The organism is Limibacterium fermenti (genome assembly GCF_041902845.1).
GTDB classification, from domain to species: Bacteria; Bacteroidota; Bacteroidia; order Bacteroidales; family Dysgonomonadaceae; genus Limibacterium; species Limibacterium fermenti.
Map to the genome: position 1 here is coordinate 3,826,737 of NZ_CP159486.1, position 26,023 is coordinate 3,852,759.

The 26,023-nt window shown below is 42.6% G+C and carries 18 protein-coding genes; 3 read left to right on the forward strand and 15 right to left on the reverse strand.

The window, feature by feature from the left end:
• Positions 1–48: 48 nt before the first annotated feature.
• From ABNK31_RS16490 to pckA, 11 genes are all read right to left on the reverse strand, one after another.
• Positions 49–2,142, reverse strand: coding sequence for a hypothetical protein (locus ABNK31_RS16490; protein ID WP_418893520.1), 2,094 nt, complete (start codon positions 2,140–2,142; stop codon positions 49–51).
• An 18-nt stretch (positions 2,143–2,160) separates the two neighbouring features.
• Positions 2,161–4,098, reverse strand: coding sequence for a glycoside hydrolase family 172 protein (locus tag ABNK31_RS16495; RefSeq protein ID WP_418893521.1), 1,938 nt, complete (start codon positions 4,096–4,098; stop codon positions 2,161–2,163).
• 21 nt (positions 4,099–4,119) lie between these two features.
• Positions 4,120–5,283 (reverse strand): glycoside hydrolase family 172 protein, encoded by a 1,164-nt coding sequence (locus ABNK31_RS16500; protein ID WP_418893522.1) that lies wholly within the window; start codon positions 5,281–5,283, stop codon positions 4,120–4,122.
• Between the two features lie 93 nt (positions 5,284–5,376).
• Positions 5,377–6,294 carry an Ig-like domain-containing protein gene (locus ABNK31_RS16505; protein WP_418893523.1) on the reverse strand — a complete coding sequence of 306 codons (918 nt, stop codon included), beginning with the start codon at positions 6,292–6,294 and terminating at the stop codon, positions 5,377–5,379.
• Positions 6,295–6,314: 20 nt separating this feature from the next.
• Positions 6,315–8,222: a RagB/SusD family nutrient uptake outer membrane protein gene (locus ABNK31_RS16510; protein WP_418893524.1), complete on the reverse strand. Its 1,908-nt coding sequence runs from the start codon at positions 8,220–8,222 to the stop codon at positions 6,315–6,317.
• A gap of 6 nt (positions 8,223–8,228) precedes the next feature.
• On the reverse strand, positions 8,229–11,339 hold the full coding sequence (locus ABNK31_RS16515; protein WP_418893525.1) for a SusC/RagA family TonB-linked outer membrane protein: 3,111 nt from the start codon (positions 11,337–11,339) through the stop codon (positions 8,229–8,231).
• Positions 11,340–11,359: 20 nt separating this feature from the next.
• Entirely contained in the window at positions 11,360–13,132 is a 1,773-nt protein-coding gene (locus tag ABNK31_RS16520) for an L-fucose isomerase (protein ID WP_418893526.1), read from the reverse strand.
• 192 nt (positions 13,133–13,324) lie between these two features.
• Positions 13,325–14,317 carry a LacI family DNA-binding transcriptional regulator gene (locus ABNK31_RS16525; protein WP_418893527.1) on the reverse strand — a complete coding sequence of 331 codons (993 nt, stop codon included), beginning with the start codon at positions 14,315–14,317 and terminating at the stop codon, positions 13,325–13,327.
• A gap of 143 nt (positions 14,318–14,460) precedes the next feature.
• Complete coding sequence (gene ychF / locus ABNK31_RS16530; protein WP_418893528.1) at positions 14,461–15,564, reverse strand: redox-regulated ATPase YchF; 1,104 nt, start codon at positions 15,562–15,564, stop codon at positions 14,461–14,463.
• A gap of 91 nt (positions 15,565–15,655) precedes the next feature.
• Positions 15,656–16,621 carry a quinolinate synthase NadA gene (gene nadA, locus ABNK31_RS16535; RefSeq protein ID WP_418895435.1) on the reverse strand — a complete coding sequence of 322 codons (966 nt, stop codon included), beginning with the start codon at positions 16,619–16,621 and terminating at the stop codon, positions 15,656–15,658.
• Between the two features lie 514 nt (positions 16,622–17,135).
• Positions 17,136–18,746 (reverse strand): phosphoenolpyruvate carboxykinase (ATP), encoded by a 1,611-nt coding sequence (gene pckA, locus ABNK31_RS16540; RefSeq protein ID WP_418893529.1) that lies wholly within the window; start codon positions 18,744–18,746, stop codon positions 17,136–17,138.
• A 252-nt stretch (positions 18,747–18,998) separates the two neighbouring features.
• Between pckA and upp the strand changes: the two genes are divergently transcribed.
• The gene (upp, locus tag ABNK31_RS16545; protein WP_418893530.1) at positions 18,999–19,655 is read left to right on the forward strand and encodes a uracil phosphoribosyltransferase; all 657 of its coding nucleotides are present in this window, start codon (positions 18,999–19,001) and stop codon (positions 19,653–19,655) included.
• An 8-nt stretch (positions 19,656–19,663) separates the two neighbouring features.
• On the opposite strand, the gene ABNK31_RS16550 is transcribed toward upp, so the two are convergent.
• Complete coding sequence (locus tag ABNK31_RS16550; RefSeq protein ID WP_418893531.1) at positions 19,664–20,662, reverse strand: glycosyltransferase; 999 nt, start codon at positions 20,660–20,662, stop codon at positions 19,664–19,666.
• A gap of 8 nt (positions 20,663–20,670) precedes the next feature.
• A complete protein-coding gene (locus ABNK31_RS16555) occupies positions 20,671–21,615 on the reverse strand; it encodes a UDP-glucuronic acid decarboxylase family protein (protein WP_418893532.1) in 945 nt (314 codons plus the stop codon).
• A 262-nt stretch (positions 21,616–21,877) separates the two neighbouring features.
• Here ABNK31_RS16555 and ABNK31_RS16560 point away from each other — a divergent pair, with 262 nt between their 5' ends.
• The gene (locus tag ABNK31_RS16560) at positions 21,878–23,011 is read left to right on the forward strand and encodes a thioredoxin-like domain-containing protein (RefSeq protein WP_321578900.1); all 1,134 of its coding nucleotides are present in this window, start codon (positions 21,878–21,880) and stop codon (positions 23,009–23,011) included.
• Between the two features lie 18 nt (positions 23,012–23,029).
• On the forward strand, positions 23,030–24,577 hold the full coding sequence (locus tag ABNK31_RS16565) for a YifB family Mg chelatase-like AAA ATPase (RefSeq protein ID WP_418893533.1): 1,548 nt from the start codon (positions 23,030–23,032) through the stop codon (positions 24,575–24,577).
• Positions 24,578–24,694: 117 nt separating this feature from the next.
• On the opposite strand, the gene ABNK31_RS16570 is transcribed toward ABNK31_RS16565, so the two are convergent.
• The gene (locus ABNK31_RS16570; protein ID WP_418893534.1) at positions 24,695–25,360 is read right to left on the reverse strand and encodes a M15 family metallopeptidase; all 666 of its coding nucleotides are present in this window, start codon (positions 25,358–25,360) and stop codon (positions 24,695–24,697) included.
• Positions 25,357–25,713: a helix-turn-helix domain-containing protein gene (locus tag ABNK31_RS16575; protein WP_418893535.1), complete on the reverse strand. Its 357-nt coding sequence runs from the start codon at positions 25,711–25,713 to the stop codon at positions 25,357–25,359. The genes ABNK31_RS16570 and ABNK31_RS16575 overlap by 4 nt, the downstream gene beginning before the upstream one ends.
• Positions 25,714–26,023 lie beyond the last annotated feature (310 nt).

Sequence of the window (26,023 nt, forward strand, 5' to 3'; positions counted from 1 at the left end):
ATTGTTTTTAAATTCACCGTTATCCCTTCAATCTTTCATCAATCTATATCAATCTATTTTCCACCTATCTCTTATGCGGTTATAGGCTTCCGCCGCCGCGCCGTTTCCCCAATCGTAAATGGTAAATTCGCCCATTCCTTCGCCTTCGGGAGAGGTTCGGCCTCCATGTCCGTAATTTTCCATGGTAAAACCGTAGTCCTCCGGCCCGAAGAAAGGCCAGACTTTCTCCCATTGCCGTTTTGTTTGAGGATTTTCCGGACAATACATCATCACAAAAGCGGATTTCAATGCCGCGATGCCACGTTCTTCGTATTCCTTTTCATTCAATTGTTTTCCGTATTGTAAGATCAACTCGGCGAACAAACTTCCACGCGAATCGTTCCATTCGCCATCTGCGTTCAACACGCCGAATCCGCCCAATACATTCACATGCATATACGGCGGTTGCCACGACGCTTGGGTCATCAACATTTTGTCCAACGTCCGCTGTCCATATTGCAGATAACCTTCCTCGCCTGTGATACGGTAACATTCGTATAAAGCCTCGGCTGTCCAGAACATGGAAAAATTATTTTGCTTAAACATATTGTTGCGGGCGACTTTCTTGCCTACCCAATCGTCCGCACCTACACGGGAACAGGACCAATAGGTTTCGAAATCTTCCCACTGCCCCACGGGAATAATCTCGCGCATCACGGCATCCATGGCTTTCAACGCAGCGGTTTTATAGTCTTTCCGGCGGGTCAATTCGTATAACTTCAACAAGAACGTCACCGACATCGATGATTCGGGCGACCGGTTAAGGTGTTGCATCGGCTGTAAGGTTTTCGTGTCCAACCATCCGGGGAAGAATCCGTCCGGCGTTTGTACCCGTAGCAGCGCGTCGGCGTAATCGCGGGCATAGGCAAGAAGCCTTGCATCCTTTTCCAACTCCTCATGCCACCGAAGCATCAACAATGCCGTCCAACTCATATCGAGCACATGAAACGGGGATTCTTCGGCACTCCATGTGTAAGGATTCCGGTTGGAATTGCCCCAATAAGAATGATCCCATCCTTTGCTTCGATGATACTTTTTACCGTCGATCTCCACGGTTTCCATTTCGGTAGCGATCAATCCGTAAAAAAATCCTTCTTTTTTAGGCGCCGCCAACGCTAATTCTTTCGACATCCGCGCCTTTCGCATTAACTCTTTGTTTTTCGTTCGCCGGCCATAACGAAACAAGCCGCCGGCCGAACGCAACGAACTGAACCATGCCTGATTCCATACGGAGCGGAATTCCCGTTCATTGATTTCGCCGAGATAATTGGGACTTTGGGTAACATTGACGATGAACACGGGCGCTCCTACCCTCTTGCCGTTAAGGGTAAACTCCTGCCATACGCTTTTCGACCAACTGTCAAAAGCCCAATGATAAGTATGCTCCACGTATGGTTGGAGAGCGCCTTTTACGGGATTACCGGAACGATACAGATCGCGCCCCCATCGCGTCCACATAAAATCCAACGGCCTGCGAAACGGATTGCGCAAATCTTCAGGCTTATCCGATGCCATCATATAAAATCCGAATCGGACTTCCCCTTTCGGGAAAACCGTGCCGGGCGTACGCTCGAAAAGAATATGCCCCGAAACGTCATTCTCTGCCATTCCCAACGTCAACCGGTTGTTCGGCGCATCCATATCCATATACCAACGCACCGGCGCGCTTTCTTTCAAGATTTCGAGATCCGGGATGATTGTCAATTGTTGTTTTCCGTCGGAAACGATCAGCGCCGGCGAACGGAACACGTGTTGGTCGATCACATGATTATCCGTAGGAGTCAAATGCGGCGCCCAATGGAACGACGGGATGAATGACGGAAGAATCTGTACTTGCCAATCGTCTTGCTGAACGGCTTCCTTCAACGAAAACGTCACGATAACATGTACCGTATTTTCATCGATCTTCGTCGCCTCCGCCTTACCGGAATGCGCTCCCAAACCATCGTATTGAAGTCGAGCGATCGCTTTCCGGAGCAAAGGAGGAAACGTTTCTGTACGGATCCCGCTCTTCTTTGACAAACCATCCGTATTCGCATATATCCTATTGTTGAACATAAACAGGATCGCTATCGCAAAAGGGAAAATAAAGAAACGTTTCATACTATAAATACGGTTTGGTTAATCTATTCTCTCTAAAATAATACGATCCAATTCGAATTGCCTTCCCTCTCCGTTCTTACGTACATGGAAAGTAACGGAATTGGTTTGTCGGGTGAGTTCGATATCGCCGATGTGAATTTTTTCCTTTAGCGCTTCGTTGCTGTTTTTCGTCGATTTCCAGTCGGACAATTGATTTTGGCGTTGCCACACTTGGAAATCGGCTCCTTCGGGTTTTTCGTAATAGGAGATAAGTACTTTGTACTTCCCTTCGGGCACATCGTTCAACATGACACGCATCATTCCCTCGCGATCGGTATGGACGCGTATTCCCCTTTGGTGGGTGACTTGGATTCCTTCGCCCAGTGTCAAATCCATCAACTGCGGAAAATAGACATGCTCAGTCGGCAAATAAACGGTTCGCAGTTCTTCTGTCGGCTCCATCTTGCCCGTGAGCGGTTGCGCTCCGTAATAAAAAGCCACGGAAGTATAATCCACCGGAAACTCATTCCCTACCGGACCATGCTCCATGCCGTGATAAATTTCTTTTTCAAAAGGCATTTTATCGGCCAAAAAGAAACGGTAGCCGCCGGTACGGTTCATCGGTAACGAGTAATCGAGCGCGCCATGAAGCGGCAGACTGATTCCGCGGTCCCATCGATCCAACAGCGCATACCAACCACCGTTATAATAGTCCTCCGATCCGGTCCCGTGTAGGCGCATCCTGCCGTCCACGCGGGTGCTGTCGTCTCCCTCGAAAAACAAAGTCATTCCCGGACGCAATCCCTGCGCGATATGGATCGTTCCCACATAATGGCCTTTCCCTTTTAATTGAAGAAACTCATAGAATTGCCCGGTTTCGGGTTTTTCACGTCTCCAAACGGAATAAAACTTTCCTTCGTTTTTCGCATCCCTTGCGGTAGCATTATAATATACTTTGATATTCAGCGAGACGGGATTTTGTTGTATGCCTTCCCTCTTTTTATAAATCAGCCGCATCCTTGCCCCACGGTCATACGGCATCGGCAAATAACAATAATTGGAAGTCCCCTGCCTTCCCATGACAATGCTTCTCATGGCCGGTTTTCCATACGCATATCCGAAGAAATCGGCCACCGGCGAATAAATGGCATCCACTTGCTCTCCGTCCCAATTGGCCGCAAGTATCACATCTTTATACAATCCTTCGAATGAATTGCCACCATCGATTTCAAAGCCTACGATCCGGCCGGGACCGTTTTGCTCGAAGAAAGAAATTTCCTCTCCCGGTACCAGCGTAACCGACTTCTGATCCGTCTGTACCCCCGAGGATTTTCCGACAGCATAACGGGTAACTTCAGGGGAGATATCCGCCCAGACCGCGTTTACTTCCGTGAGCACATCTTTATCCGACTGCGACAATACACCGGTCCAGGTTTCCACTTCTTTTCCCGGTAAACTCCGGTACTGCACCTGATGAAACATCAATTTCTCCCCCTGAAAAACAATCTTCAGGGCCTTTTTATAAGGAAACGGGATATAACAGTAATATCCTCCGATTTCGTTTCCGCAAACGGGGTTGACAAAAGGATAAACATCTCCCGAAAACAAATCCATAAAACGGATTTTCAGGCGCGGCTTTTTTTCTCCATCGAAATAGAATAGAAGCGTATCGTTGGTAGGAGTAGGTGTCCAAATACGGTTGACGACACCCGGGCCTTTCAAATCGGCAATCACCAGTCCTTCCTTCTCTTTCCGGAGATACGAATAGGTACCGTCGAAACCGTCGTCATTTCCCCCGGTTGTATCGTAACTCGAAATCTGTTCTACATACGAGTTCGTCCGGTATTCGGGAAGTTTGTCTACGCGCTTTAATAATTCCAATTCATTTTTGAAAGTATATTTTTGAGCATAACTTTCAAAGCAAATACACACTATGGCTACTATACCGAATAAAATTTTTAGAGATACTTTTTTCATTTAAACTTAATATGTAGGTTTTTAATTTACTTCCAATTGCGACCATCCGGGAAGTGCGGGAAACTTGGCGTGTGGTTCGGTCTGATACCAGAAACAAGTGGAAGAAATATCGGATTGCTGTGGCAGATAACGCCCACCATGGCGCCAACCCAAATCCTGAATCGTGATCTTTAAATCCTTTTTAAAACGGATAGGATCCATCACATGCCAACGGTACATTCCGAAACGTTGTCCCGAACGATAGGTAATATCGGGCGGCAATACCTGCACCAATCCGGCGTATGGAGTGGTATAGGTTACATATTTTCCGTGGCGGTCGAAGTTATACGATCCGCAGAAATAATCCTCCGTGCCGGTCCCGATAATGGTAGGAAAGCGGGTGTCGCCGTCCATAAAGAACTTGATTTCACCTTCGCCCCACCAGCCGTTATTGTTTACCTGCCATGCCAAATAAACGCCGACATACTGCCCTTCTCCTTTAATTCCGTCGATGATGATATAATCCGATGTTTTATTGACTTTCGTACGACGGAATTGCGCATGGAAATAAGCCGCATCCGCAGGCACATCGGTGAGGGTATAATCGATTTGATAATACAGATTCATGCCCTCCGCATCGTTGATGTTAGTCATCGTGATGCGGCATTTTTTGCGGAAAGGCATCACCCAGTAGCAATTAAAGGCGCTTCCGGGATTTACGGTTACGGGCATCGAATTCAGGTGTGCGTATTCGTTCCATCCCAGCCCGAAGAAATCCCCTACGGGACATTCCACCGAAGGTTCCGTTTCATCATCCCAATAAATACGGAGAATGGAAAACCGCCAATTGCCGGTGGGCGTCATCCAGATATGCTGAATGGCGCCGGGGCCGTCGATTTCGGCCATGGTAAATGTTTCGCCCGGTTCGATGCGGACATAGGGATTGACTTTCCATCCCTGTCCCAAATCACGCGAAGCATAGGTGGCATTAGCCGTATTTTTGGGAGCATTCGGATCAGGTTTGGCCATCCCCCCCTTTCCCTTTTCTCCGGTAAAATTTTCCGGGCTGATCGATCGGCTTTCCGCATTGGAAAGCCGGTAGAGGTTACCCATGTTCATATCCAATCCGTTAAACGGTCGGTTTTGTGAAAAAATGGTTATAGAGACTGTAAAAAATAAGATACACGTCAACGATATTATTCGCATAATTAAAAATTTTTGTAATTTGATTGATTTACTATCGGACGATTTAGTTTGTCATCGCCCGATAGTAAAAGTTTTATTTCATATTATTCCTGATCAATCCTTAGGAAACGGCAATTCATATCCTTCCGGAAAAATTATCATTGCATTGATACCGAAAAACTTGGCCCATTGCATATTGTTAGGACCCGCTTGCAAGGTGATATCGATTGTAGAATCATCCTTCGGTAAAATATTTTCAACGATCGCGACATTCGATGTATTATAAGACGTGTTGAGAAGTACAGAGCCGTCGGTTTTTCCGATAACCCGATATTCGGTCTCGGTGTTGTTATCGTTAATCGCACCGTAGAATATGAACGTATACTTTTGCCGTTTGTTCAGGTTTGAAATCTTAAAGCTACTAACCGGTATTTTGATTCCGTCCGAAAACAAAACATCGTTCGACACTTCACGAGGAAAACCTAATACATTAGGAAGATCACGTACCAACGTTCCGGAAAACGGACTGCTTATTTCGATTGAAAATTCAGTGATATTGGATTTCTCATCTACCAAATTGGAGAGTATCTTCATATCGTTTCCAGTATAATTATTAAAGGGTTCTCCCGACAACCTCGGTCCGAAATCGATATATATCGGATATTCCAATTCAAACGGTTTAAAAACGACCACATCCACAAAATACCGCATCGTCTGATCTTCTGAAACAATCTCTACGACGGTTGTTCCCTCGGATTTTCCGGTAACGATTCCTGCATGGTCATTACCTGCATTTGCCTCCGCAATGGAAGGATCCAACACATTCCAGATAAATTTTTTGTTTGCGGTTTCGTCGCTATCGAAATAGGGAACGAACGTATAGCTATCTCCTATGGCTATGGAAACCGATTTTTCAGTTACTCTGACGAATGTGTTATCCGAATAATCATAAGGATTCGCATCATCCTTACAGGAACTCACGCTTAACACAATACCCAGTATCCATAAAAAAAGTATATTTATCTTTTTCATATCATTTTTATTTGTTGTGTTTAATTATATCCCGGCGCCTGTATTAAGTTTGGATTAATATCCATCTGCGTTTGCGGAACCGGCCATAAATACATCCGTTTATTGAAATAACGGTTCTTATAAAAAGTTCTTTTATAAAATGCCCTCTGATTGTTTTCATCATCGCTTTTTTCAGACCCGTTGAAGTTCATACCGTATAGTTTAGTATTGAAGTATTTTTCTCCCAATTTCCAACGTCGGACATCATTGAAACGAATACCTTCACAATTGAACTCGACCCTTCTTTCGTGCTGAATCGCTTCGCGCATTTCTTCTTTGCTAAGTCCGGATTTTAAATTGGGAAGACCGGCTCGTTCCCGTACCAAATTGACGTATTGATATACTTCGGTAGTTGCTCCCTGCGATTCATTCAATGCTTCCGCATAGCCCAGATACGCTTCAGCCAAACGATAGAGAATGCCCGGCTGATAGGTATATTTATTCTCGCGGGGAAAAATATCCAAACTGATTCTTTTACGAACATTGTATCCGTTTTGCGGAGCATCGAAAGTCGGCCCCGTATCTTGACCTCCGTTTTGTAAGAAGTTAACTCTTCGGTTATCCACTCCTAACCAGGCTTCATTGTAAATAACAGAAACATAAAAACGGGGCTCGCGGTTACAATACATATTGTAAGTCCCATCTAATGTTACTCGTCCGGGAACTTTTTGAGGGCCTTCGGCTCCACGCCATTGGGTATTTCTTTGTTCCAGCGTTTGAGAAAATCCTTTCTCTACATATCCCGAGGTCGAATTGATAATGGGAGAGCCGTCGGCGTTGTAGCCCATGATAGGCGCCTCGCCATTTTTCATAAAAAATGCGTCCACTAACTCTTGTGTCACGCCCATTCCGGCATTGCCTCCGATACCTTTCGGCAAATGGTGCGCTTGAAAAGTAGAATAAGTACCTGCATCCGCCCGTCCGAAAATTATTTCTTTATTTCCGTCAGAAAACCGTTTTAAGGACATATTGTAATAAGACATAAACGGATCAATAGAACCATCATTATTATATTCATAGTAAAGCTTATATCCTCCACTTTGTGCGGCATCAATCAATTCTTTATGAGCTTGTGCAGCTCTCCCCCATTTCGATGAATCGTATTCGGTTTTAAATAAATTCTCTCCATCGGCATTTTTCCAATCTTTGAAATCAGCATTTCCATTGAATAAAGGACTTGCCGCGAATAACAGCGTGCGTGCCCTAATGGCTAAAGCCATGACGGAGGTCACCCTTCCCCAATCGTTATTATTAGGATATACAGCGGGAAGTTGAGTGGAGACATCTTTCAATTCCTGATCAATCCAATTCACAATTTCGTCGTAAGGAGATTGTGTGGTCATTAATTCGGACGCCGGAGCATCCACCGGATAGATTACTCCCGGAGTAAAAGGAATAGGTCCATACATCTCAATCATTAAAGAATAATAATAGGCAATGAGGAATCGCACTTCATTTTTCATCTGATTGACGTATTCTTCGGTTAAACCTACATCCGGAATCACCCTTACATTTTCTAAAAATACAAGGCCGGTACGGATTCTTTTAGGCAATTCCACCCAATAGTTCGGATCCCAACCTGAAGTAGGACTCCAATTAGCCATGGTATAGGCATATACACTTGCCCATCCGTAAGGTTGCCAATCTTGTGGAATAGTCATATCATCCCCCATAATATTGAATCCTTGTGATTTAAAATACCCCCATAAAGGATCGGGGACCGACGAATACACACTCGCCAACCAATCTTCGGTTCTTATCTTATCTGAAAATACCATCTCCATGGTGAGTTGATCATCCGGCATTTTATCCAAAAAATCCGAACAACTTATCGCACTCAACAGGAGAGATAATATACTTGTTAGTATGATAAATTTATACTTTTGCATAATACATTAATTATTAAAGTTAATACTTAAACCAGCCGAGACAGATTTCATGGGAGGATACTTTAATCCGTTCTGTGTTTCCAATTCGGGATCCCACAGGTTGAATTTGGAGAAAGTTACCAAATTAGAACCTCTTACAAATATCCTACAATCACGGATACCAATTTTTTTAGTAAGTGTTCTTGAGAAATTATATCCGACTTCGATATTTTTCAATCGTAAAAAACTCATATCGCGTAACCACCATGTAGAGGCTTGCTTATTATTGTCAACCGATTTATCACTCATTCGGGGCCAAAACACATTCTGACTCGGATTTTCTTGGGTCCATCGATCGTCAATATTCGAATAGATATTTCCTGCGCCTAATTCTGCTCCCGGAATCCAATTTCCTCCTCCTAATATCTGATAGGTTTTACCGGTTCCTTGGAAGAAAAATCCGAAATCAAACGCTTTATACCGGATATTCGCCCCATAGCCATATACAATTTCAGGAATACGGGTGCCTCCTATCGCTGTTCTATCTACGGCGGTAACGGCACCGTCTCCATTGAGATCCTTGTATTTGATGTCACCCGGGCGAAGATTCTCTACATCACTGAAATTTTGTACAGGAATGCCTTGCTTCAATTTTCCATTTTCATCAAAATCATCTTCCGTAAAAAGTCCTTCTGCTACTAAACCGAATAATTGTCCTACTGGCTTACCTGTCTGCGCACGATAAGTACCCACAATAGAAAGAGGCTCATCAATTTCAATTATTTTATTACGTGCATAAGTGTAATTGAAAATACCCGATACCAACCAATCTTTATTGAGTTGTTTATTTATACTCAAAGACATATCCACTCCTTGATTATTCACTTTGCCGAAATTTGCCCAGATATTTCTGTTAAACCCGGCTGACCCCGGAACATTGGTTCTTTCCATAAAGATATCTTTCCGTTGTTCTTTGAAGATATCTACGGTATAATTGATTGCGTTGTTCCACAAACCTAACTCTAGTCCCACATTGGCTTTTGTGACCGTTTCCCAAGTCAGATCATTTACTCCTATCTCTCCTTCCGCTCTTCCTACCCGATAGATGTTGTTTTCGGTACCCCATCGATAAGAGCCTGTTTCCACAATGGTAGAAATGTAAGCAAATCGCTTATCCCATATGTTCCCCCTTAAAATGCTATTTCCCGCTTGACCTACAGAACCTCTTATTTTTAAATTAGAAACGGTTTCCGAAAGGGGCTGCATAAATTTTTCCTGTGAAACAATCCATCCCAATGCTACTGCCGGAAAAAATCCGAATCTTTTCCCCGGAGCAAAATTTTCCGATCCATTATATCCGAAATTAAACTCACCCACATAACGCCGATAGTAGGTATAAGAAAATCGTCCGGCTATCCCTTGATTACGATAAGGCAACGCATCTCCTCGATCATAATTTTTTTGGTTATATAAAAGCATCGTATTAACATCATGAACTTTATTAAAAGTCCGGTTATACGACAACATTCCTTCCAAATAAATACTTTGATCGCCCCATTGTGCGCCCGTGCTATATCCTAAAAACTCTTCTCCGTAGCTTAATATGCTAGTCATAATATTTCCTTTGGCATCACGTCCGGTTGCGGGGTTATAGTAATCCGGATTTTTTGAACGCGTCACACTATTAGATGAAAATTTATCGAACGAAAACGATAACTTGGCGCTTAATCCGGGGGTAATGAATTTTAAATCTTGTTCAACGGCTGTGAGCGATTCTATTTTGCTTTGATTGACTTTCTCGTACCCCCGTTGAGTGGATAATGCCCATGGATTTTCTTTAGCCGATATCCGGGGAATGTAACCGTTCGAATAGATAAGCGGGTGAACAAACGGAGGAATCCGCATGGCTTGCTGGAAAATATTTTCATCATCATTATCTCCCGGAGGAGCGTTTTTGGTCTGAAGAAATCCACCTACATTTACGCGAACAAGCGTTGTTGGGGTTACATTGATATCCACATTGGAACGCACGGTATATCTGCTCACTTTCAAAGAAGAATCCCATTCCTGTTTAGGATCTCTCCGCAGAATTCCGTTTTCGTCATATACCCCTAATACCAAAGAATAACGCAAAATATCCGATCCTCCATTTACGCTAAGATTCGCCCTTGTATTATCGGCATTGTCTTTCGCGACTGCTTTCCACCAGTTTACATCGGGATATAACTCGGGATCGGTTTGATATCTATAGTTTAACAACGTTGCATCACTGTAGGGTCTGGCTCTTCCCTGATCCTCATACATTTCGTTTATCAGTCCCAGGTATTTTTCACTTCCTATGAAATCGGGAAGCCTCGTAGGCGAAGTATAGGCTTTTTCGAAACGAACTTCAATTTGAGGTTTTCCGATTTTTCCGCGTTTGGTATTAATCATGATTACCCCGTTGGCGCCTCTTACCCCATATACGGCACTTGCTGCGGCATCTTTTAATACGGAGAAGGATTCTATTTCTTCCGTTTCCAAATCATTCAACGACCGCTCAATGCCATCTACCAAAACAAGAGGATTGGTATTCCCCGTAAAGGTACTAATCCCTCGAATCCAAAAGTCGGAATTATTAGACCATGGATTACCGCTACGCTGTACGGCAATTACACCGGATACCATCCCCGCCAGATTATTGCTCAATGAACGGGTGGGCGTCAATGATAATTTAGTGGGTTCTACATTCGTTATGGAGCCCACAACCGAAGCTTTCTTTTGTGTTCCGAAACCTACCACTACCACTTCATCCAGCGCTTCTACATCTTCTTCCATTACCACATCAATAATCCCTTTGTTTTCAACGCGGACAATAGTTTCTTTAAATCCGATATAGGTAAAACGTAGAACGGGATCTTGCGTCGTCAGAGTAAGCGTATAAGTACCGTTTATATCGGTAATGGTTCCGTTTGAAGTTCCTTCTTCTATTACATTTACACCAATAAGAAGCTCGCCACCCGCATCCATAATTCGTCCTGTAACTGTACGCTGCGATTGTAGCACTTCTTTATTATCTGCCGAAACAGAATAGATAATATTTCCGGCGCTAAAAAAGAAGATAATAAGAAACAATTTTAAAAATATACGATCTTTCATGAATCAATTTTTTTGATGATTTATTTATACAACGGTCCGTAAGCTGCGCAAGCTCGGTAATCCGATCCTTCGTTATCGGAACCGAAAGATGCCCATGCCGAAGGACGGAATATTTTCGATTCCTCCACATTATGCATATTCACCGGGATGGACAAGGCCGATGCCAGTGTAATCAAGTCCGCACCGATATGCCCGTAACTGATCGCTCCATGATTAGCTCCCCAATAATTCATCACGGAATATACATCGGCAAAACGGCCTTTTCCGGTAAGCCGAGGCACAAAAAATGTCGACGGCCAAGTCTTATCCGTTCGTTTGTCGATGATAGCGAATACTTCATCAGGAAAGGTAGCCGTCCAGCCTTCGGCGATCTGCAAAACAGGCCCTACCCCTTTTACAAGGTTCAGCCGGCACATGGTGACGGGCATTCCTCCCTTCGATAACAGCTTAGAAGAATATCCGCCGCCACGAAAATACTCAAGAGACGAAGGCCCCCATTTGGTTGCTTTCAACATCGCCTCCACCTCTTGTTCATTTATTTCCCAATGAGGTTTCATGGCCGGTTTGCCATCCTTTGTCTGTTCTCCGGTAGCATCCAAGGTACAAGCACCCGAATTAATTAAATGAATGGCTCCGTCTTTTAAAACACCTTCAGGCTTCCATCCGGATACCCTTTCAATAGATTCAGGACTCCAATAGGTGCGTACATCAGCAAAGATTTGTGCCGTATGGGTGAGTAAATTACCGAAAAGCATGGATATTGCATTCAAATGATCATTTTCGGTAGCAAAAGGAAAAGGAGCGCGGATGCCGTTCCAATCGAAAGATGTATTCAATAAAGCTTCTGAAAAATCGCCGTTCGGCAAGAAATCCGTCCATTGGCGTTGCCCTTGAAAACCTCCGGCAATGGCATTATGTCCCATGGCTTCTTCTCCAAATCCCATCTCATCCAATTTTTGGTTGCCGGTCATCAAGTCACGCATAATGATCGTCATTTTCACCACATATTCCCAGTCGGCGTCTTTTTGTCCGCGGCTGCGACGAATGTTCTCAGGATTGTGATCGGGCAACTCATTGGGTTTGCAATTTTTTTCCACCCATTCAATCGCTTTACGATACTCTTCCTTATCGTAAATTTCCTGTTGTATACGACGGATGATTTCCGAACAATCTACATATTCGGTACGCATTCCAAGGTATTCCTGTAAAAAATCGGGATTCACCATTGATCCTCCGATACCCATACACACAGAACCTATGGCCAAATACGACTTTCCACGCATAAGAGCGACCGCCAGTCCGGCCCGGGCGAAACGCAAGAGTTTTTCTTCCACATCCTCCGGTATATGCGTATCTCCAATGTCTTGTATATCGTGTCCGTATATACCAAAAGCAGGAAGCCCCTTTTGATTATGGGCCGCCAATACCGCCGCCAAATATACCGCACCGGGACGTTCCGTGCCGTTAAATCCCCATACGGCTTTCGGAATTAACGGATTCATATCCATTGTTTCCGAACCATAACACCAACAGGGAGTAACGGATAAGGAGAGCCCTACATTTTCTCTTTCAAACTTTACAGCACAATTGGCAGCTTCTTTTACTCCTCCTATACAAGTATCAGAAATCACACATTGCACAGGGGAACCGTCTGGATAACGCAAATGATCGCTGTAAAATGCAGCAACATTTTTTGCCATGGTCATGGTCGTTTCTTCCAACGATTCCCTGATTCCTCTTCTACGGCCGTCGATAATAGGCCGGATTCCGATTTTTGGATAATTTTTATTCATAGTCTTTAATTAATTAGTAATTCACATTATTACTGTATTATATTTATTTCATTTGTACATGATCTGCAAATTCTCTATAAAATATAGTTAATCGTTTAACTTACTCTGTAAAACAAAACTTTATTTCCCCTTAAATTTAGTTACTCTATTATCTATATGATTAATCGTTTAACCATAAAGTAAACAAAAAAATTATTTGATTATCAATTCAGCATCAACAATATACTTTTCAGTCGTTGAATTTTGTTTTTCAATTTGATCAATTAATAATTGTATTGCTCTCTGACCCATTTTTTCGATGGGTTGTTTGATAAAAGGAACTGAAAACGGCAACAAATAAAAAGCATCATTCTCATCAAAACAGACCATTTTCATACTATTCCGAATATCTACATTTTGTTTAACCAGATTTTTTACGCCTAAAATTGAAATAGAATTCGTTGTGAAAAAAATACCATCAATTTTATTCTTTACCAATTCTTTAATTCCATTTTCAACATCCTTTTTCAGATTTTCATACCGAACTTCTTTCACATTCTCCGGATGATAGATATTCGCTTGCTGAAGTGCTTCGATGCATCCTCGTTTCCGTTCGTTAGTATGATACATATTTTGATGATAATTCAACAATCCAATATTCCTACATCCTCGCTCAATCAGTTTTTGAGTTGCCTGATACGATATTTCATAATTATTGATCATCACAAAATTGGTATTAATAGTTGGAAAACTTCTGTCGACTAATACGAAAGGCATTTTGTCAACTATCAACCTCTCAATTAATTTTTCACTTTTTTCTGTCGGAGTAACAATCAAACCATCTACCTGCCTACTAGTCAATAATTTAATCATTTTTTCCATTTTCTCCTCTTGTTCATTCGTGTTGGCTATTATAACCGCATATCCTTCTTTTTCAGCATATTCTTGGATATGTAAGGCCAATGTTCCGAAGAAAACGTTTGATACATCCGCAACGATTAAACCCAGAGTTTTAGAACGTCCCATTTTCAGACCTTTTGCAAAAGAATTCGGCATATAATTTAATTCCACTGCCTTATTCAAAATTTTTTTTTCTACCTCTTGGCTAACCCTTCCTCTTTCATTCTTTCCGCTCAATACAAGAGATACTGTAGCAACCGAAACACTCAATTCTTCAGCAATTACTTTTAATGAAACTCTTTTCAACTCTTAAAATCTTATAATTCGTTATAGAAATTAATGCAAAGGTAATAGGTTAAACGATTAATCAAAAATTATTTTATATGTTTTACAACATACTTTTAGAACATAAAAATCAACTATATGATAATTTCGTATCTTTTGTCCGATTAGACATTAAACCGGAAGTGCATGATATCGCCATCCTGTACGATATATTCCTTACCTTCGACATTCATTTTGCCGGCTTCTTTGCAAGCCGCTTCCGAACCCAAGGCTATAAAATCATCATATTTGATGACTTCCGCCCGAATAAATCCTTTTTCGAAATCCGTATGAATAACACCCGCACATTGAGGAGCCTTCCATCCTTTGTGAAAAGTCCATGCGCGAACTTCCTGCTCGCCGGCAGTCAGGAAAGTCTGCAAATTCAATAACCGGTACGCCGCTTTAATCAAGCGATTCACCCCCGATTCTTCCAAACCTATTTCAGAAAGAAATAGTTGACGTTCTTCGTAAGTATCGAATTCGGCTATCTCCGATTCTATTTTAGCCGCCACAACCAATATTTCGGCATTTTCGTTCTTAACCGAATCCCGTAGGGCCTCTACATATCGATTCCCGGTGACCGCACTTTCTTCATCCACGTTACATACATATAACACCGGCTTCGAGGTAAGAAGGAAAAGTTCATTGGATATCTTTATGTCTTCTTTGCGGTCAAAAACAACTGTACGCGCCGACTCTCCTCTCAACAAAGCTTCCCTGATAACCGTATATACCTCGAAAGCCCGCTTGGCATCTTTATCGCCTCCGGTTTTGGCCTGTTTTTCCACTTTATTGATGCGGGCCTCGATGGTTTCCAAGTCCTTCAATTGTAATTCGGCATCGATGATTTCCTTATCACGCACCGGATCTACGGATCCGTCGACATGAGTAACGTTCTCATCGTCGAAACAACGGAATACATGCAGGATAGCATCCGTTTCGCGGATATTCGCAAGGAATTTATTTCCAAGCCCCTCGCCTTTACTGGCCCCCTTGACCAATCCGGCAATATCCACAATTTCCACCGTCGTAGGGACTATTTTTTGCGGATGCACGAGTTCGGCTAATTTATTCAATCGTTCATCAGGAACGGTAATTACCCCCACATTCGGCTCTATGGTGCAAAAAGGAAAATTAGCCGCTTGCGCTTTCGCGTTCGATAAACAATTAAAAAGGGTCGATTTACCCACGTTTGGAAGACCCACTATTCCGCATTGAAGTGCCATAATTCTTTTGATTTTTTACAGGAATACAAAGGTACGAAAAAAGCATGTGAAATTCTCTTCAGAATATATATTCCTTAAAAAAACACTGATTTTAAAGCCCGTATTTGGCTGATATTTCCAACATGCGTTCTATCGGCTTCACTGCTTTTAATCGAATATTCTCATCGACAAAAATTTCAGGTGTTTCGTTTTTCAAGCACAAATACAATTTCTCGAGAGTATTCATTTTCATATAAAAGCAATCATTGCAAGCACATGTAGGATCTTCCGGGGGAGCCGGTATAAATTGTTTCTCCGGGCTTTCCTTTTTCATCTGATGCAATATCCCCGATTCGGTAGCTACGATAAATTGTTTGCTATCGGACTGTTTCGTGAACTTAAGCAGGGAGGAAGTAGAACCTACATGGTCAGCAACTTCCAATATATATTTTTTACATTCAGGATGTGCTAAAAGAAGCGCATCAGGATACTCTTTTTTCAAATCTAAAATTTTCTCCAATGAGAATTGCTCATGTACATGACAAGCCCCATCCCATAATAACATATCCCTTCCGGTTATTTTATTGATATAATCTCCTAAATTTTTATCCGGCCCGAAAATCATCTTTTCGTCCTGTGGAAACGAATCGACAATTTGCTTCGCATTAGTGGAAGTCACCACCACATCGGTCAATGCTTTTACAGCAGCTGTGGTATTTACATACGAAACCACCGTATGCCCGGGATTATTTTCGATAAAATCCGCAAATTCATCGGCGGGACAACTATCCGCCAAAGAACATCCGGCATCCAGATCGGGGACGAACACCCGTTTCTGCGGAGAAAGTATCTTAGCGGTTTCTCCCATAAAATGCACACCACATAAAACAATAATGTCGGCATCGGTTTTCGTCGCCCACTGAGCCAAGGCCAAACTATCGCCCACGAAATCGGCAATGTCTTGTATTTCCGGCTCTTGGTAGTAATGAGCTAGGATAATCGCATTTTTTGATTTCCGTAATTGATCGATCGATTTCAGTAAAGATGTTTTATCCACAATTATTATTATTCTTTTTATTAAATCTTATCTCTTATATAATAATGATATATGCCTGTTGATACTGTGGATTAATTTTTCTGCTTTTAATTGCTTTTTTCGTTATTAAAATTAATAACCCAGTTATATCTATTTATCAACAATACTATTTTTTATAATGAATTGATATATATAGAACTATGAACGTTATCATATATTGTTTATAAGTTGCAAAGTTAATAATTTATTTCATTATTGTTACAGGATACCTGTTGAAAAGAAGTGATAACACGATTCCAAATTTAATGTAACTTTTTTGTCATAATCCATGTTTTCTTTTATATGATGTATCTTTTATTTTTCAAAATCAATTTATGAAATATTATTTACATTTGCTCCACAATTTATCAACAAGTAATTTTCCGTGTTCTTTTATACCGGTTTATTTTGAAACCAGAAATTGATAATCGTGAGTTTCACTCAAATCGATGCTCCCCATAATAAAAAAGGATGACCCGAAGATCATCCTTTCCATTATAGAAATAAATTTACTGAATTACAATTTTGGACCGGCTTTTACTAATGCTTTTCCAAGATCGTTACCTGTAAATTTGCTGAAGTTTTTGGTGAAACGTTCTGCAAGATCTTTTGCTTTTACATCCCATTGTGAAGCGTCGGCATATGTATCGCGAGGATCAAGAATTTCAGAATGTACTCCCGGCAATTCGGTAGGTACTTCAAAACTGAAATAAGGGATCTTCTTGGTAGGAGCTTTGTCGATAGAACCATCTAAGATTGCATCGATAATACCTCTGGTATCTTTAATAGAGATACGTTTTCCGCTTCCATTCCAACCGGTGTTAACCAAATATGCTTTCGCACCTGATTTTTTCATTTTCTTTACTAATTCCGCAGCATATTTTGTAGGATGCAATGAAAGGAATGCAGCTCCAAAACAGGCAGAAAAAGTAGGAGTAGGCTCGGTGATACCTCTTTCGGTACCGGCTAATTTAGCGGTAAATCCAGACAAGAAGTAATACTGAGTTTGTTCGGGATTAAGAATAGAAACCGGAGGCAAAACGCCGAAAGCGTCTGCCGACAAGAAAATAACTTTTTTGGCAGCCGGACCTTTTGATTTCGGTTTAACGATGTTTTTAATATGATAAATCGGGTATGAAACACGCGTATTTTCCGTTACCGATTTGTCGCTGAAATCGATTTTACCGTTTTCGTCTACCGTTACGTTTTCCAATAACGCATCGCGTTTGATGGCGTTGTAAATATCGGGTTCGTTTTCTTTGCTCAAGTTGATTACTTTTGCATAGCAACCACCTTCGTAGTTGAATACACCGTCATCATCCCATCCGTGTTCGTCGTCACCAATCAATAATCTTTTTGGGTCGGTAGACAATGTGGTTTTACCTGTTCCGGAAAGACCGAAGAAAATAGCCGTATTTTCACCGTTCAAATCGGTATTGGCAGAACAGTGCATAGAAGCCATTCCTTGCAAGGGAAGCAGGTAGTTCATATAAGAGAACATCCCTTTCTTCATTTCACCACCATACCAAGTACCGCCGATAAGTTGCATTTTTTCGGTTAAATTGAATACGGTGAATGTTTTTGAGTTTAATCCGAGTTCTTTCCAATTTTCACCGGCATCGGTTTTCGAAGCATTGATTACCACAAAATCCGGTTCGCCGTAGTTGGCCAATTCTTCTTCCGTAGGACGGATGAACATGTTTTTAACGAAATGAGCCTGCCAGGCTACTTCCATAATGAAACGGATTTTCAAACGGGTGTTTTCATTTGCACCGCAGAAAGTATCTACTACGAACAATCTTTTGCCCGACAATTCCTTTGTAGCGATTTTCTTCAACTCTACCCAAGTCGATTGAGGAAGAGGCTTGTTGTCGTTTTTATATTCATCAGAAGTCCACCAAATAGTATCTTTCGATACGTCGTCTTTAATGAAGAATTTGTCTTTGGGTGAACGGCCGGTATAGATGCCGGTCATTACATTTACGGCACCTAATTCGGAAACCTGACCTTTTTCATACCCTTTCAATTCGGGTTTGGTTTCTTCTTTGAACAACAGTTCATAAGATGGGTTGTGAATGATTTCCTTTGCATCCACAATTCCATACTTGCTTAAATCTAATTTTGCCATTTTTTTTACTATTAAAATAAGTGTGATATATAGTGTTATAAAACTCTTTACAAGACCTAAAACGCGATACAAAAATATATATAATTTCGGAGATACGAAAAGAATTAAAGAAAAATTTCTTTAATCAATGAATTTTCTGTTGTTCTTGCATTTTATAACAAAAAACAGTTGGAAATGTTTATCTAACAAAATCAAAACTATTATCTTTGTTTTCCGGAAAATAATAAGTAATATTTTATATATAAAAAATAAATGGAAATAATTGATTTTTCGGAAAATAACTCCCTCCTTAATTCTTATGTACGTGAGATTCGTGATGTCACCATTCAAAATGACCGGCTCCGTTTTCGTAGAAATATCGAAAGAATAGGCGAAATATTGGCATACGAAATAAGTAAAGTTCTTTCTTATGCATCGGTTGATGTGCAAACTCCTTTAAGCAAAACGACAGTGTCGGTTCCCAATGAACAGATTGTTATCGGTACTATTTTGCGGGCAGGATTACCTTTTCATCATGGAATGTTGAATTATTTTGATGGTGCTGAAAGCGCCTTTGTATCGGCTTATCGAAAATATAAAGAAAATCATCAGTCATTCAATATCCACATCGAATATATCGCCTCCCCTATTATTACGGATAAGACACTTATCATTACCGATCCGATGTTAGCTACCGGAGGAAGTATGGAATTGACTTATAAAGCATTACTTACAAAAGGAACTCCTAAAACCATCCATATAGCCACCATTATTGCCAGCAAACAAGCGATTGAATATTGTAAAAATCATTTTCCGGAAGATAAAACGACGATTTGGGCGGCGGCCATCGATCCGGAATTGAATGAAGAGGCCTACATCGTTCCCGGTTTAGGAGATGCCGGAGATTTGGCTTACGGATCGAAGGAATAAAAGTTCTATTATTTCTTTTTATAATACTTGTCCAAATCTTTTTCTTGCGTATTCCTTTGTTTATAAATCACTTTACGGAAGAATGCTTTTATAAAGCCCCATCCGTAGCTATACAGTTGTATTGCGGAAGTAATAATCGACAAGAAAGCGATAGGCAGTTTTTTATACTGTCCCAAGGAAAAGAGAAAAATCAAGAGAAAATAAATAATCAGGGGAGCTAACGCCCAAGCATTCCAAAAAGAGAGAATAAGAAGCAATATACTGCCGGCGGTAAAAAGCGCCGGCAGGGTATGAACGAGTTTCAGGGAATCGGGATGGAGCAGGAAAAGTTCGATTCTTGCCATTCCGAAAACAAATACTTGCCGGCGAAACGAACGAAGATTCACCCGTCTTTTATGGTAGACAAAAGCTTCCGGAATAAGGCGTGTGGTAAAACCGGCATCGCGTATTCTTAAACTCAAGTCGATGTCTTCGCCGAACATATCTTTAAACCCCCCTACCCGATGATACACTTCCGCCGAAAAACCCATATTGAATGTTCGCGGTGTAAATTTTTCCAATCCTTTTTTTCCTCCGCGTATTCCGCCGGTCGTTAAAAAAGAAGTCATGGAAAAGCTGATGGCTTTTTGAAGGTCGGAAAACGACGTATCGGCTTTGTCGGGGCCTCCGTAGCAGTCCGTATAGTTTTTGTCCAGTTCTTGTTTGACGATCTGAAAATAGTCGGGAGGAATGACACAGTCGGAATCAAAAAACACAAAGTATTTTCCGGAAGCCCTTTCCATTCCATAGTTGCGGGTGTCGCTTCGTCCCGAATTTTCTTTGAAATAATAGGAAATATCGACTTTCCCGGCAAATTTCTCCGCAATGTCACGGCAGGGAGTCGATGAACCGTCTTCAACCAATACCAATTCGAAGTCTTTGCAGGTCTGAAGCGATAAACTTTCCAACAGTTCTTCCACTTCCAACGGGCGGTTATACACCGGAACGATAATTGAAAAATAAGGCATAAGGCGGATTAAAGATTGAGCAGGTTTTTGAAATAAGCAATAGTTTCCTTCAGTCCGTCTTCCAAAGACACTTTCGGCTCCCAATCGAGTTCCTTTTTAGCTAAGTCCACACACGGTTTCCGTTGGGTAGGGTCGTCGGAAGGTAACGGTTTGAAGCGGATACGAGACTTCGAGGAAGTCAGCGACAATACTTTTTCGGCCAATTCCAATATGGTGAATTCGACCGGATTGCCCAAATTCACCGGTCCGATAAAAGAAGAACGTGACGCCATCATTTTAACGATCCCTTCCACTAAATCGTCTACATATTGAAAACTACGCGTTTGTTCGCCCGATCCATAAACGGTAATATCTTCTCCCCGGAGAGCCTGCACGATAAAGTTCGACACGACTCTTCCGTCGTTGGGATGCATATTCGGCCCGTAGGTATTGAAAATACGGATGATTTTGATTGCGACATCGCTTTGACGGTGATAATCCATAAAAAGCGTTTCCGCACACCGTTTGCCTTCATCGTAACACGAACGCAGGCCGATGGGATTGACATTTCCCCAATAACTTTCGGGTTGCGGATGCACATGCGGGTCGCCGTATACCTCGCTGGTCGAAGCTTGTAACACTTTCGCCCCCGTCAGTTTGGCCGATTCCAGTACATTGATAGCCCCCATAACCGATACTTTTACGGTTTGAATGGGATTATATTGATAATGGACCGGCGATGCGGGGCAGGCAAAATTATAGATTTCATCGACTTCGGCATTGTAAGGATAGATGATATCGTGCCTTACCGCTTCGAACAACGGATTATTCATCAACGGCAGTATATTCGTTTTGTTTCCCGTAAAATAATTGTCGAGACACACTACCTCACACCCTTCATTCAGAAGGCGTTTACAAAGATGGGAACCGATGAAACCCGCCCCACCCGTTACCAATACGCGTTTATGGAACATATCTTATGTAGATGTTGTTTGTGAATACGTTGCAAAAGTAGTAAAAAGATCAATAGTGTCCTATTTGTTTGCGTACACTTTCTAAACACTCCCTATCCGTTAAAAAATATCAAAGAACGAATAAATGTAAAAATAGTTGAAGAATTAAAAAATATTTATACCTTTGCTTACTTTCATGTGATTCGCCTTTCTAAAAGGAAAGAAACATGATCTATTTATCATCGCAGAGAAATTCGTTCTCTACACCTAAGTTGATTTTTATATGAAAAAAATATATATAGCTTTCATTATCTGCTTGCTATCCATTGTCATTATTTCTTGTAAAAAAGATAACGCGATGGTGATAAAGGGCGAGATATCGAATTTGGAATATCCTTATATTCTTGCTTCCTATGTCTCGTCCGATACGCTCGTTTTGGACACGATTGAAGTGAAAGAAAAGGGTAAATTCAAATACCGCAAAGAAATCGACACCTTGACGGTTTTCACTCTTTATTTCAACGAATTCAATAATGCAACGGTGGTATTTGGCAATAAAGCCGACAAATTATCGATAAAAGGAGACGCCCGGTTCCCGGATTTGATACGTGTTTCCGGAAGCGAAATTAACGATGACCTTACCCTTTTTAAAACCCAAAATGAAGATGTCCTTACGCAGCGGGGACAATTGCTGATCAATTTTCAGGAAGAACGGAAAAATCATTCCGATTCGAACAAAGGCGTCCTCACCGAAATCGAAAAAATGGGTCAAATCAATTCGTTGAATCATGAATTAAGGCAACGGGCCGAAGATTTTGTCAAGGAGCATCCTTCCAAATTATCGAGCTTGATCCTGATCAATGATTTTTTTACCAACAGCGAAAATTCGAAAGCCCTCGAGCGGGTGCTGAGCTATGTAGATGGAGACATTTCGTCTTCGCTCATGGCGATGAATCTGAAATCGTATTCCGAAAAACTGAAACAATCGGCAGAAGGCAGTTCCCTGCCCTATTTCCAATTGACGGATAAAGAGGATAAAAAGGTTTATTCGCATCAATTTTCGGGAAAATATCTGCTTCTTTCGTTTGTTTCGGCCTCAGGGTTGGAGTCGCGTGAAACGTCCAGCATTCTTAAAAACGCCTATCAAGAGTTGAATAAAGACAGTGTGGCCTTTGTTTCCATCTATATCGATTCGGATAGGTATCCTGTTTCGTATCTGGAAAATGATTCCATTCCGTGGACGATTGTGCCGGAGAAAAACAGTTGGGCATCCGAGATCGTCAATTCATACAATATACAGTCTGTTCCGTATAATATTTTGATTTCGCCTTCGGGTAAGATTTTGGATCGAGGTATTGCGGCGCAACGTGTAGAAAATACAATCAACAACCCCACCGTAACTGAGGCTGTAGAATAGATTAATTTATAATGTGTTATGCTGGTCAAAGTATTTGGTGCAGCGGTACAGGGAATACATGCAAAACTCATAACCATAGAAGTAAATTGTTCGAGAGGTATCCGGTTTTCGTTGGTTGGATTGCCCGATGCTTCTGTAAAAGAAGGCCATGAGCGTATTATTTCGGCATTACAAGTGAGCGGGTTTACCGTTCCGCACCAACAAATAGTCATTAATATGTCGCCGGCCGATATTCGGAAAGAAGGGTCGGCTTACGATCTTCCGCTTGCGATAGGAATACTGGCGGCTTCGGGGTCGTCGTTGCCTTTCGCCAATCTATCTCATTATATATTGATGGGGGAACTATCCCTTGACGGGAGCATTCTTCCGGTGAAAGGAGCCCTCTCGATGGCCGTGATGGCGAAAGAAAACGGATTCAAAGGGCTCATTCTTCCCGTTGAAAATGCGCGTGAAGCCGCGGTTATCGACGGGGTGGATATCTACGGAATCGGAAAGATAGGGGATGTGGTGCGCTTCTTTACGGATAAGTATCGCCCTGAGCCGACCAAGGTCGATATCTATGGGGAGTTTTTCAAAGACCAAACGAATTTCGAGTTCGATTTCTCCGATGTAAAAGGACAGGAGACCGTCAAGCGCGCCCTGGAGGTTGCTGCCGCCGGAGGACATAATATCCTGATGGTCGGGCCTCCCGGATCGGGAAAATCCATGATGGCCAAGCGGCTGCCGTCTATTTTGCCGCCGTTAAATCTCGAAGAAGCATTGGAAACAACCAAAATACATAGCGTTGCCGGGAAGATCGAAGGCGAGACTTCGTTGATTACCCACCGCCCTTTCCGGTCGCCTCACCATACCATCAGCGATGTGGCAATGGTAGGAGGCGGCGCTTATCCGCAGCCCGGAGAAATAAGCCTGGCGCATAACGGCGTGCTCTTTCTCGACGAACTTCCCGAGTTCAGCAGGAATGTACTGGAAGTCTTGCGGCAACCGTTGGAGGATCGTAAAATAACCATTTCGAGAACAAAATTCACCGTCGATTATCCTGCCAGCTTCATGTTGGTGGCGGCGATGAATCCGTGTCCCTGCGGATACTACAATCATCCCGATAAAGAATGTATTTGCGCGCCCGGAGCGATACAAAAATATTGGAACAAGATCTCCGGTCCGTTGCTCGACCGCATCGATATTCAGGTTGAAAGTGTCCCCGTTTCCTTCGAAAAATTGTCCGACCCCGCACCCGGCGAGAAGAGTTGCGACATCCGCAAGCGCGTGGTGAAAGCCCGCGACATACAGGCGCTGCGTTTTAAAGATGTGGAAGGCATTTATTGCAATGCGCAAATGACGTCCAAAATGTTGCGCAAATATGCCGCGCCCGACAAGGCCGGCCTTATGCTGCTTAAGACCGCCATGGAAAAACTAAGCCTTTCGGCGCGGGCCTATGACCGTATCCTGAAAGTCGCGCGCACGATTGCCGATCTCGAAAGCAGCAATCGTATTTTGCCTCATCATTTGGCCGAGGCCATCAACTATCGCAATCTCGACCGAGGGAGATGGGGCGGGGGAATTTGAGACGGGGGGACATTAGACAATTACAAATTACAAATTACGAATTACAAATTACGAATTACGAATGACGAATGAAGTCTAAAGACTGTAGACCGGTGACCGCAGACCGGCGCCCCGGCGCTATCGTTTTTCGAAATGGTGGTCGTCGTAATATTTCGAAAAGGTATGTCCCCAGCGGAACCCTCTCTTCCGGAATGCTTCTACCACCCGATGTCCCTCATACAGCGTGCCGTTGACGGTCGTATCGTGCACAGCCCCTTTCGGCCGGTTGGGAAGATCCTTTAGCTTCCACCGCAACGGATTAAAGCGCGGATTGATGTCGATAGCCATCCCCGTGGCATGTTTCGAATAGGATACATTCCGGTAACAGAAACTGTAAGTGTTGTTATCATCCATCGATAAACTATCGTTCCAGCCATATCGGACAACCGGCACAGCTTTCTCGATTACGAAGCCTTCTTTCAGCATGAAATCGAACAGATAAGCGATATCGTCCCGCAATTTTCCATTCGTCAGGATCTGCCCCTTATGAAGTTTCCCGTCGGTCGAAAGGTATAGGACATCCAACAGGATAAGCTGATGGATAATCGATTCCGGAGCTTTGGTACCGGCGACCGCCTCGTCAAACGTATACCGGCTGTCGATAATCGTATCGGTCTTGAACGCGCCGGATACGGCTACCGAATCCGTCCCCATCAGCGTATGGGGCGGCTCCTGCGTTTGTGTGGGGCGCTTACACGAATAGAAAAGCGAAACGGCGCATGCAATCATCCAAAATACCTTCATTCTTCCTCTTTCAATTCTTTTATTTTCTGTGTAAGCGCTTTCAGTTCGTCATACGGCATCTTCAGCAGCGTGTTATGGAGGTTCATTGTTTCATCTTCCGCCGGCTGCAAGTTATAGAGCGGCAGATTTTCAGGGTAAACACCCTCCGGATTGGGTTTCCATGCGAGCAAGTCATTCGGTTCGCACATCAGCGCGAGGCAAAGGCGTTCCACATGGCTCATCCGGAGGCTGCGCATCGTCCCGCCGGAAATCTTCTGGGCTATTTTCGGGCTGAAACCTGCATTTACCAGGAAAGAATATGGGTGGCTGATTCCCCGCAGCTTCATGATGGGTTTTAAATTATAATAAAGCATATTGCAAAACATTTTACAGGTTGTTCGATGCACAAATATACCGTTTATTTTTGATTTACGCCGGCATATAAGGGCATTACGGATGATAAAACAGCTAAAACGGTGAATATACCGGCTTCTACGGCTATAAAAATGGCTATACCGGTTGCTAAGATATACCCTCCGGCTCCTTCCCTGCCTTGAGCGGCTACAACTATTCTCTAAACAGATACTCCAATAGCCAAAACGAATAATATTGTGGTTTGAACGGATACTATGATGAGCGCACCGGCTACTATGCGTGTTCCAACCCGTCATCCGCCGTCCGGGA

What these genes read in the sequence shown, in the direction of transcription:
- ABNK31_RS16500 (WP_418893522.1), bottom strand. Translation starts at nt 5,283, where the DNA reads ATGCGAATAATATCGTTGACGTGTATCTTATTTTTTACAGTCTCTATA.
- ABNK31_RS16495 (WP_418893521.1), bottom strand. Translation starts at nt 4,098, where the DNA reads ATGAAAAAAGTATCTCTAAAAATTTTATTCGGTATAGTAGCCATAGTG.
- upp (WP_418893530.1), top strand. Translation starts at nt 18,999, where the DNA reads ATGGAAATAATTGATTTTTCGGAAAATAACTCCCTCCTTAATTCTTAT.
- ABNK31_RS16510 (WP_418893524.1), bottom strand. Translation starts at nt 8,222, where the DNA reads ATGCAAAAGTATAAATTTATCATACTAACAAGTATATTATCTCTCCTG.
- ABNK31_RS16560 (WP_321578900.1), top strand. Translation starts at nt 21,878, where the DNA reads ATGAAAAAAATATATATAGCTTTCATTATCTGCTTGCTATCCATTGTC.
- pckA (WP_418893529.1), bottom strand. Translation starts at nt 18,746, where the DNA reads ATGGCAAAATTAGATTTAAGCAAGTATGGAATTGTGGATGCAAAGGAA.
- ABNK31_RS16570 (WP_418893534.1), bottom strand. Translation starts at nt 25,360, where the DNA reads ATGAAGGTATTTTGGATGATTGCATGCGCCGTTTCGCTTTTCTATTCG.
- ABNK31_RS16520 (WP_418893526.1), bottom strand. Translation starts at nt 13,132, where the DNA reads ATGAATAAAAATTATCCAAAAATCGGAATCCGGCCTATTATCGACGGC.
- ABNK31_RS16575 (WP_418893535.1), bottom strand. Translation starts at nt 25,713, where the DNA reads ATGCTTTATTATAATTTAAAACCCATCATGAAGCTGCGGGGAATCAGC.
- ABNK31_RS16490 (WP_418893520.1), bottom strand. Translation starts at nt 2,142, where the DNA reads ATGAAACGTTTCTTTATTTTCCCTTTTGCGATAGCGATCCTGTTTATG.
- ABNK31_RS16565 (WP_418893533.1), top strand. Translation starts at nt 23,030, where the DNA reads ATGCTGGTCAAAGTATTTGGTGCAGCGGTACAGGGAATACATGCAAAA.
- ABNK31_RS16550 (WP_418893531.1), bottom strand. Translation starts at nt 20,662, where the DNA reads ATGCCTTATTTTTCAATTATCGTTCCGGTGTATAACCGCCCGTTGGAA.
- ychF (WP_418893528.1), bottom strand. Translation starts at nt 15,564, where the DNA reads ATGGCACTTCAATGCGGAATAGTGGGTCTTCCAAACGTGGGTAAATCG.
- ABNK31_RS16515 (WP_418893525.1), bottom strand. Translation starts at nt 11,339, where the DNA reads ATGAAAGATCGTATATTTTTAAAATTGTTTCTTATTATCTTCTTTTTT.
- ABNK31_RS16555 (WP_418893532.1), bottom strand. Translation starts at nt 21,615, where the DNA reads ATGTTCCATAAACGCGTATTGGTAACGGGTGGGGCGGGTTTCATCGGT.
- ABNK31_RS16505 (WP_418893523.1), bottom strand. Translation starts at nt 6,294, where the DNA reads ATGAAAAAGATAAATATACTTTTTTTATGGATACTGGGTATTGTGTTA.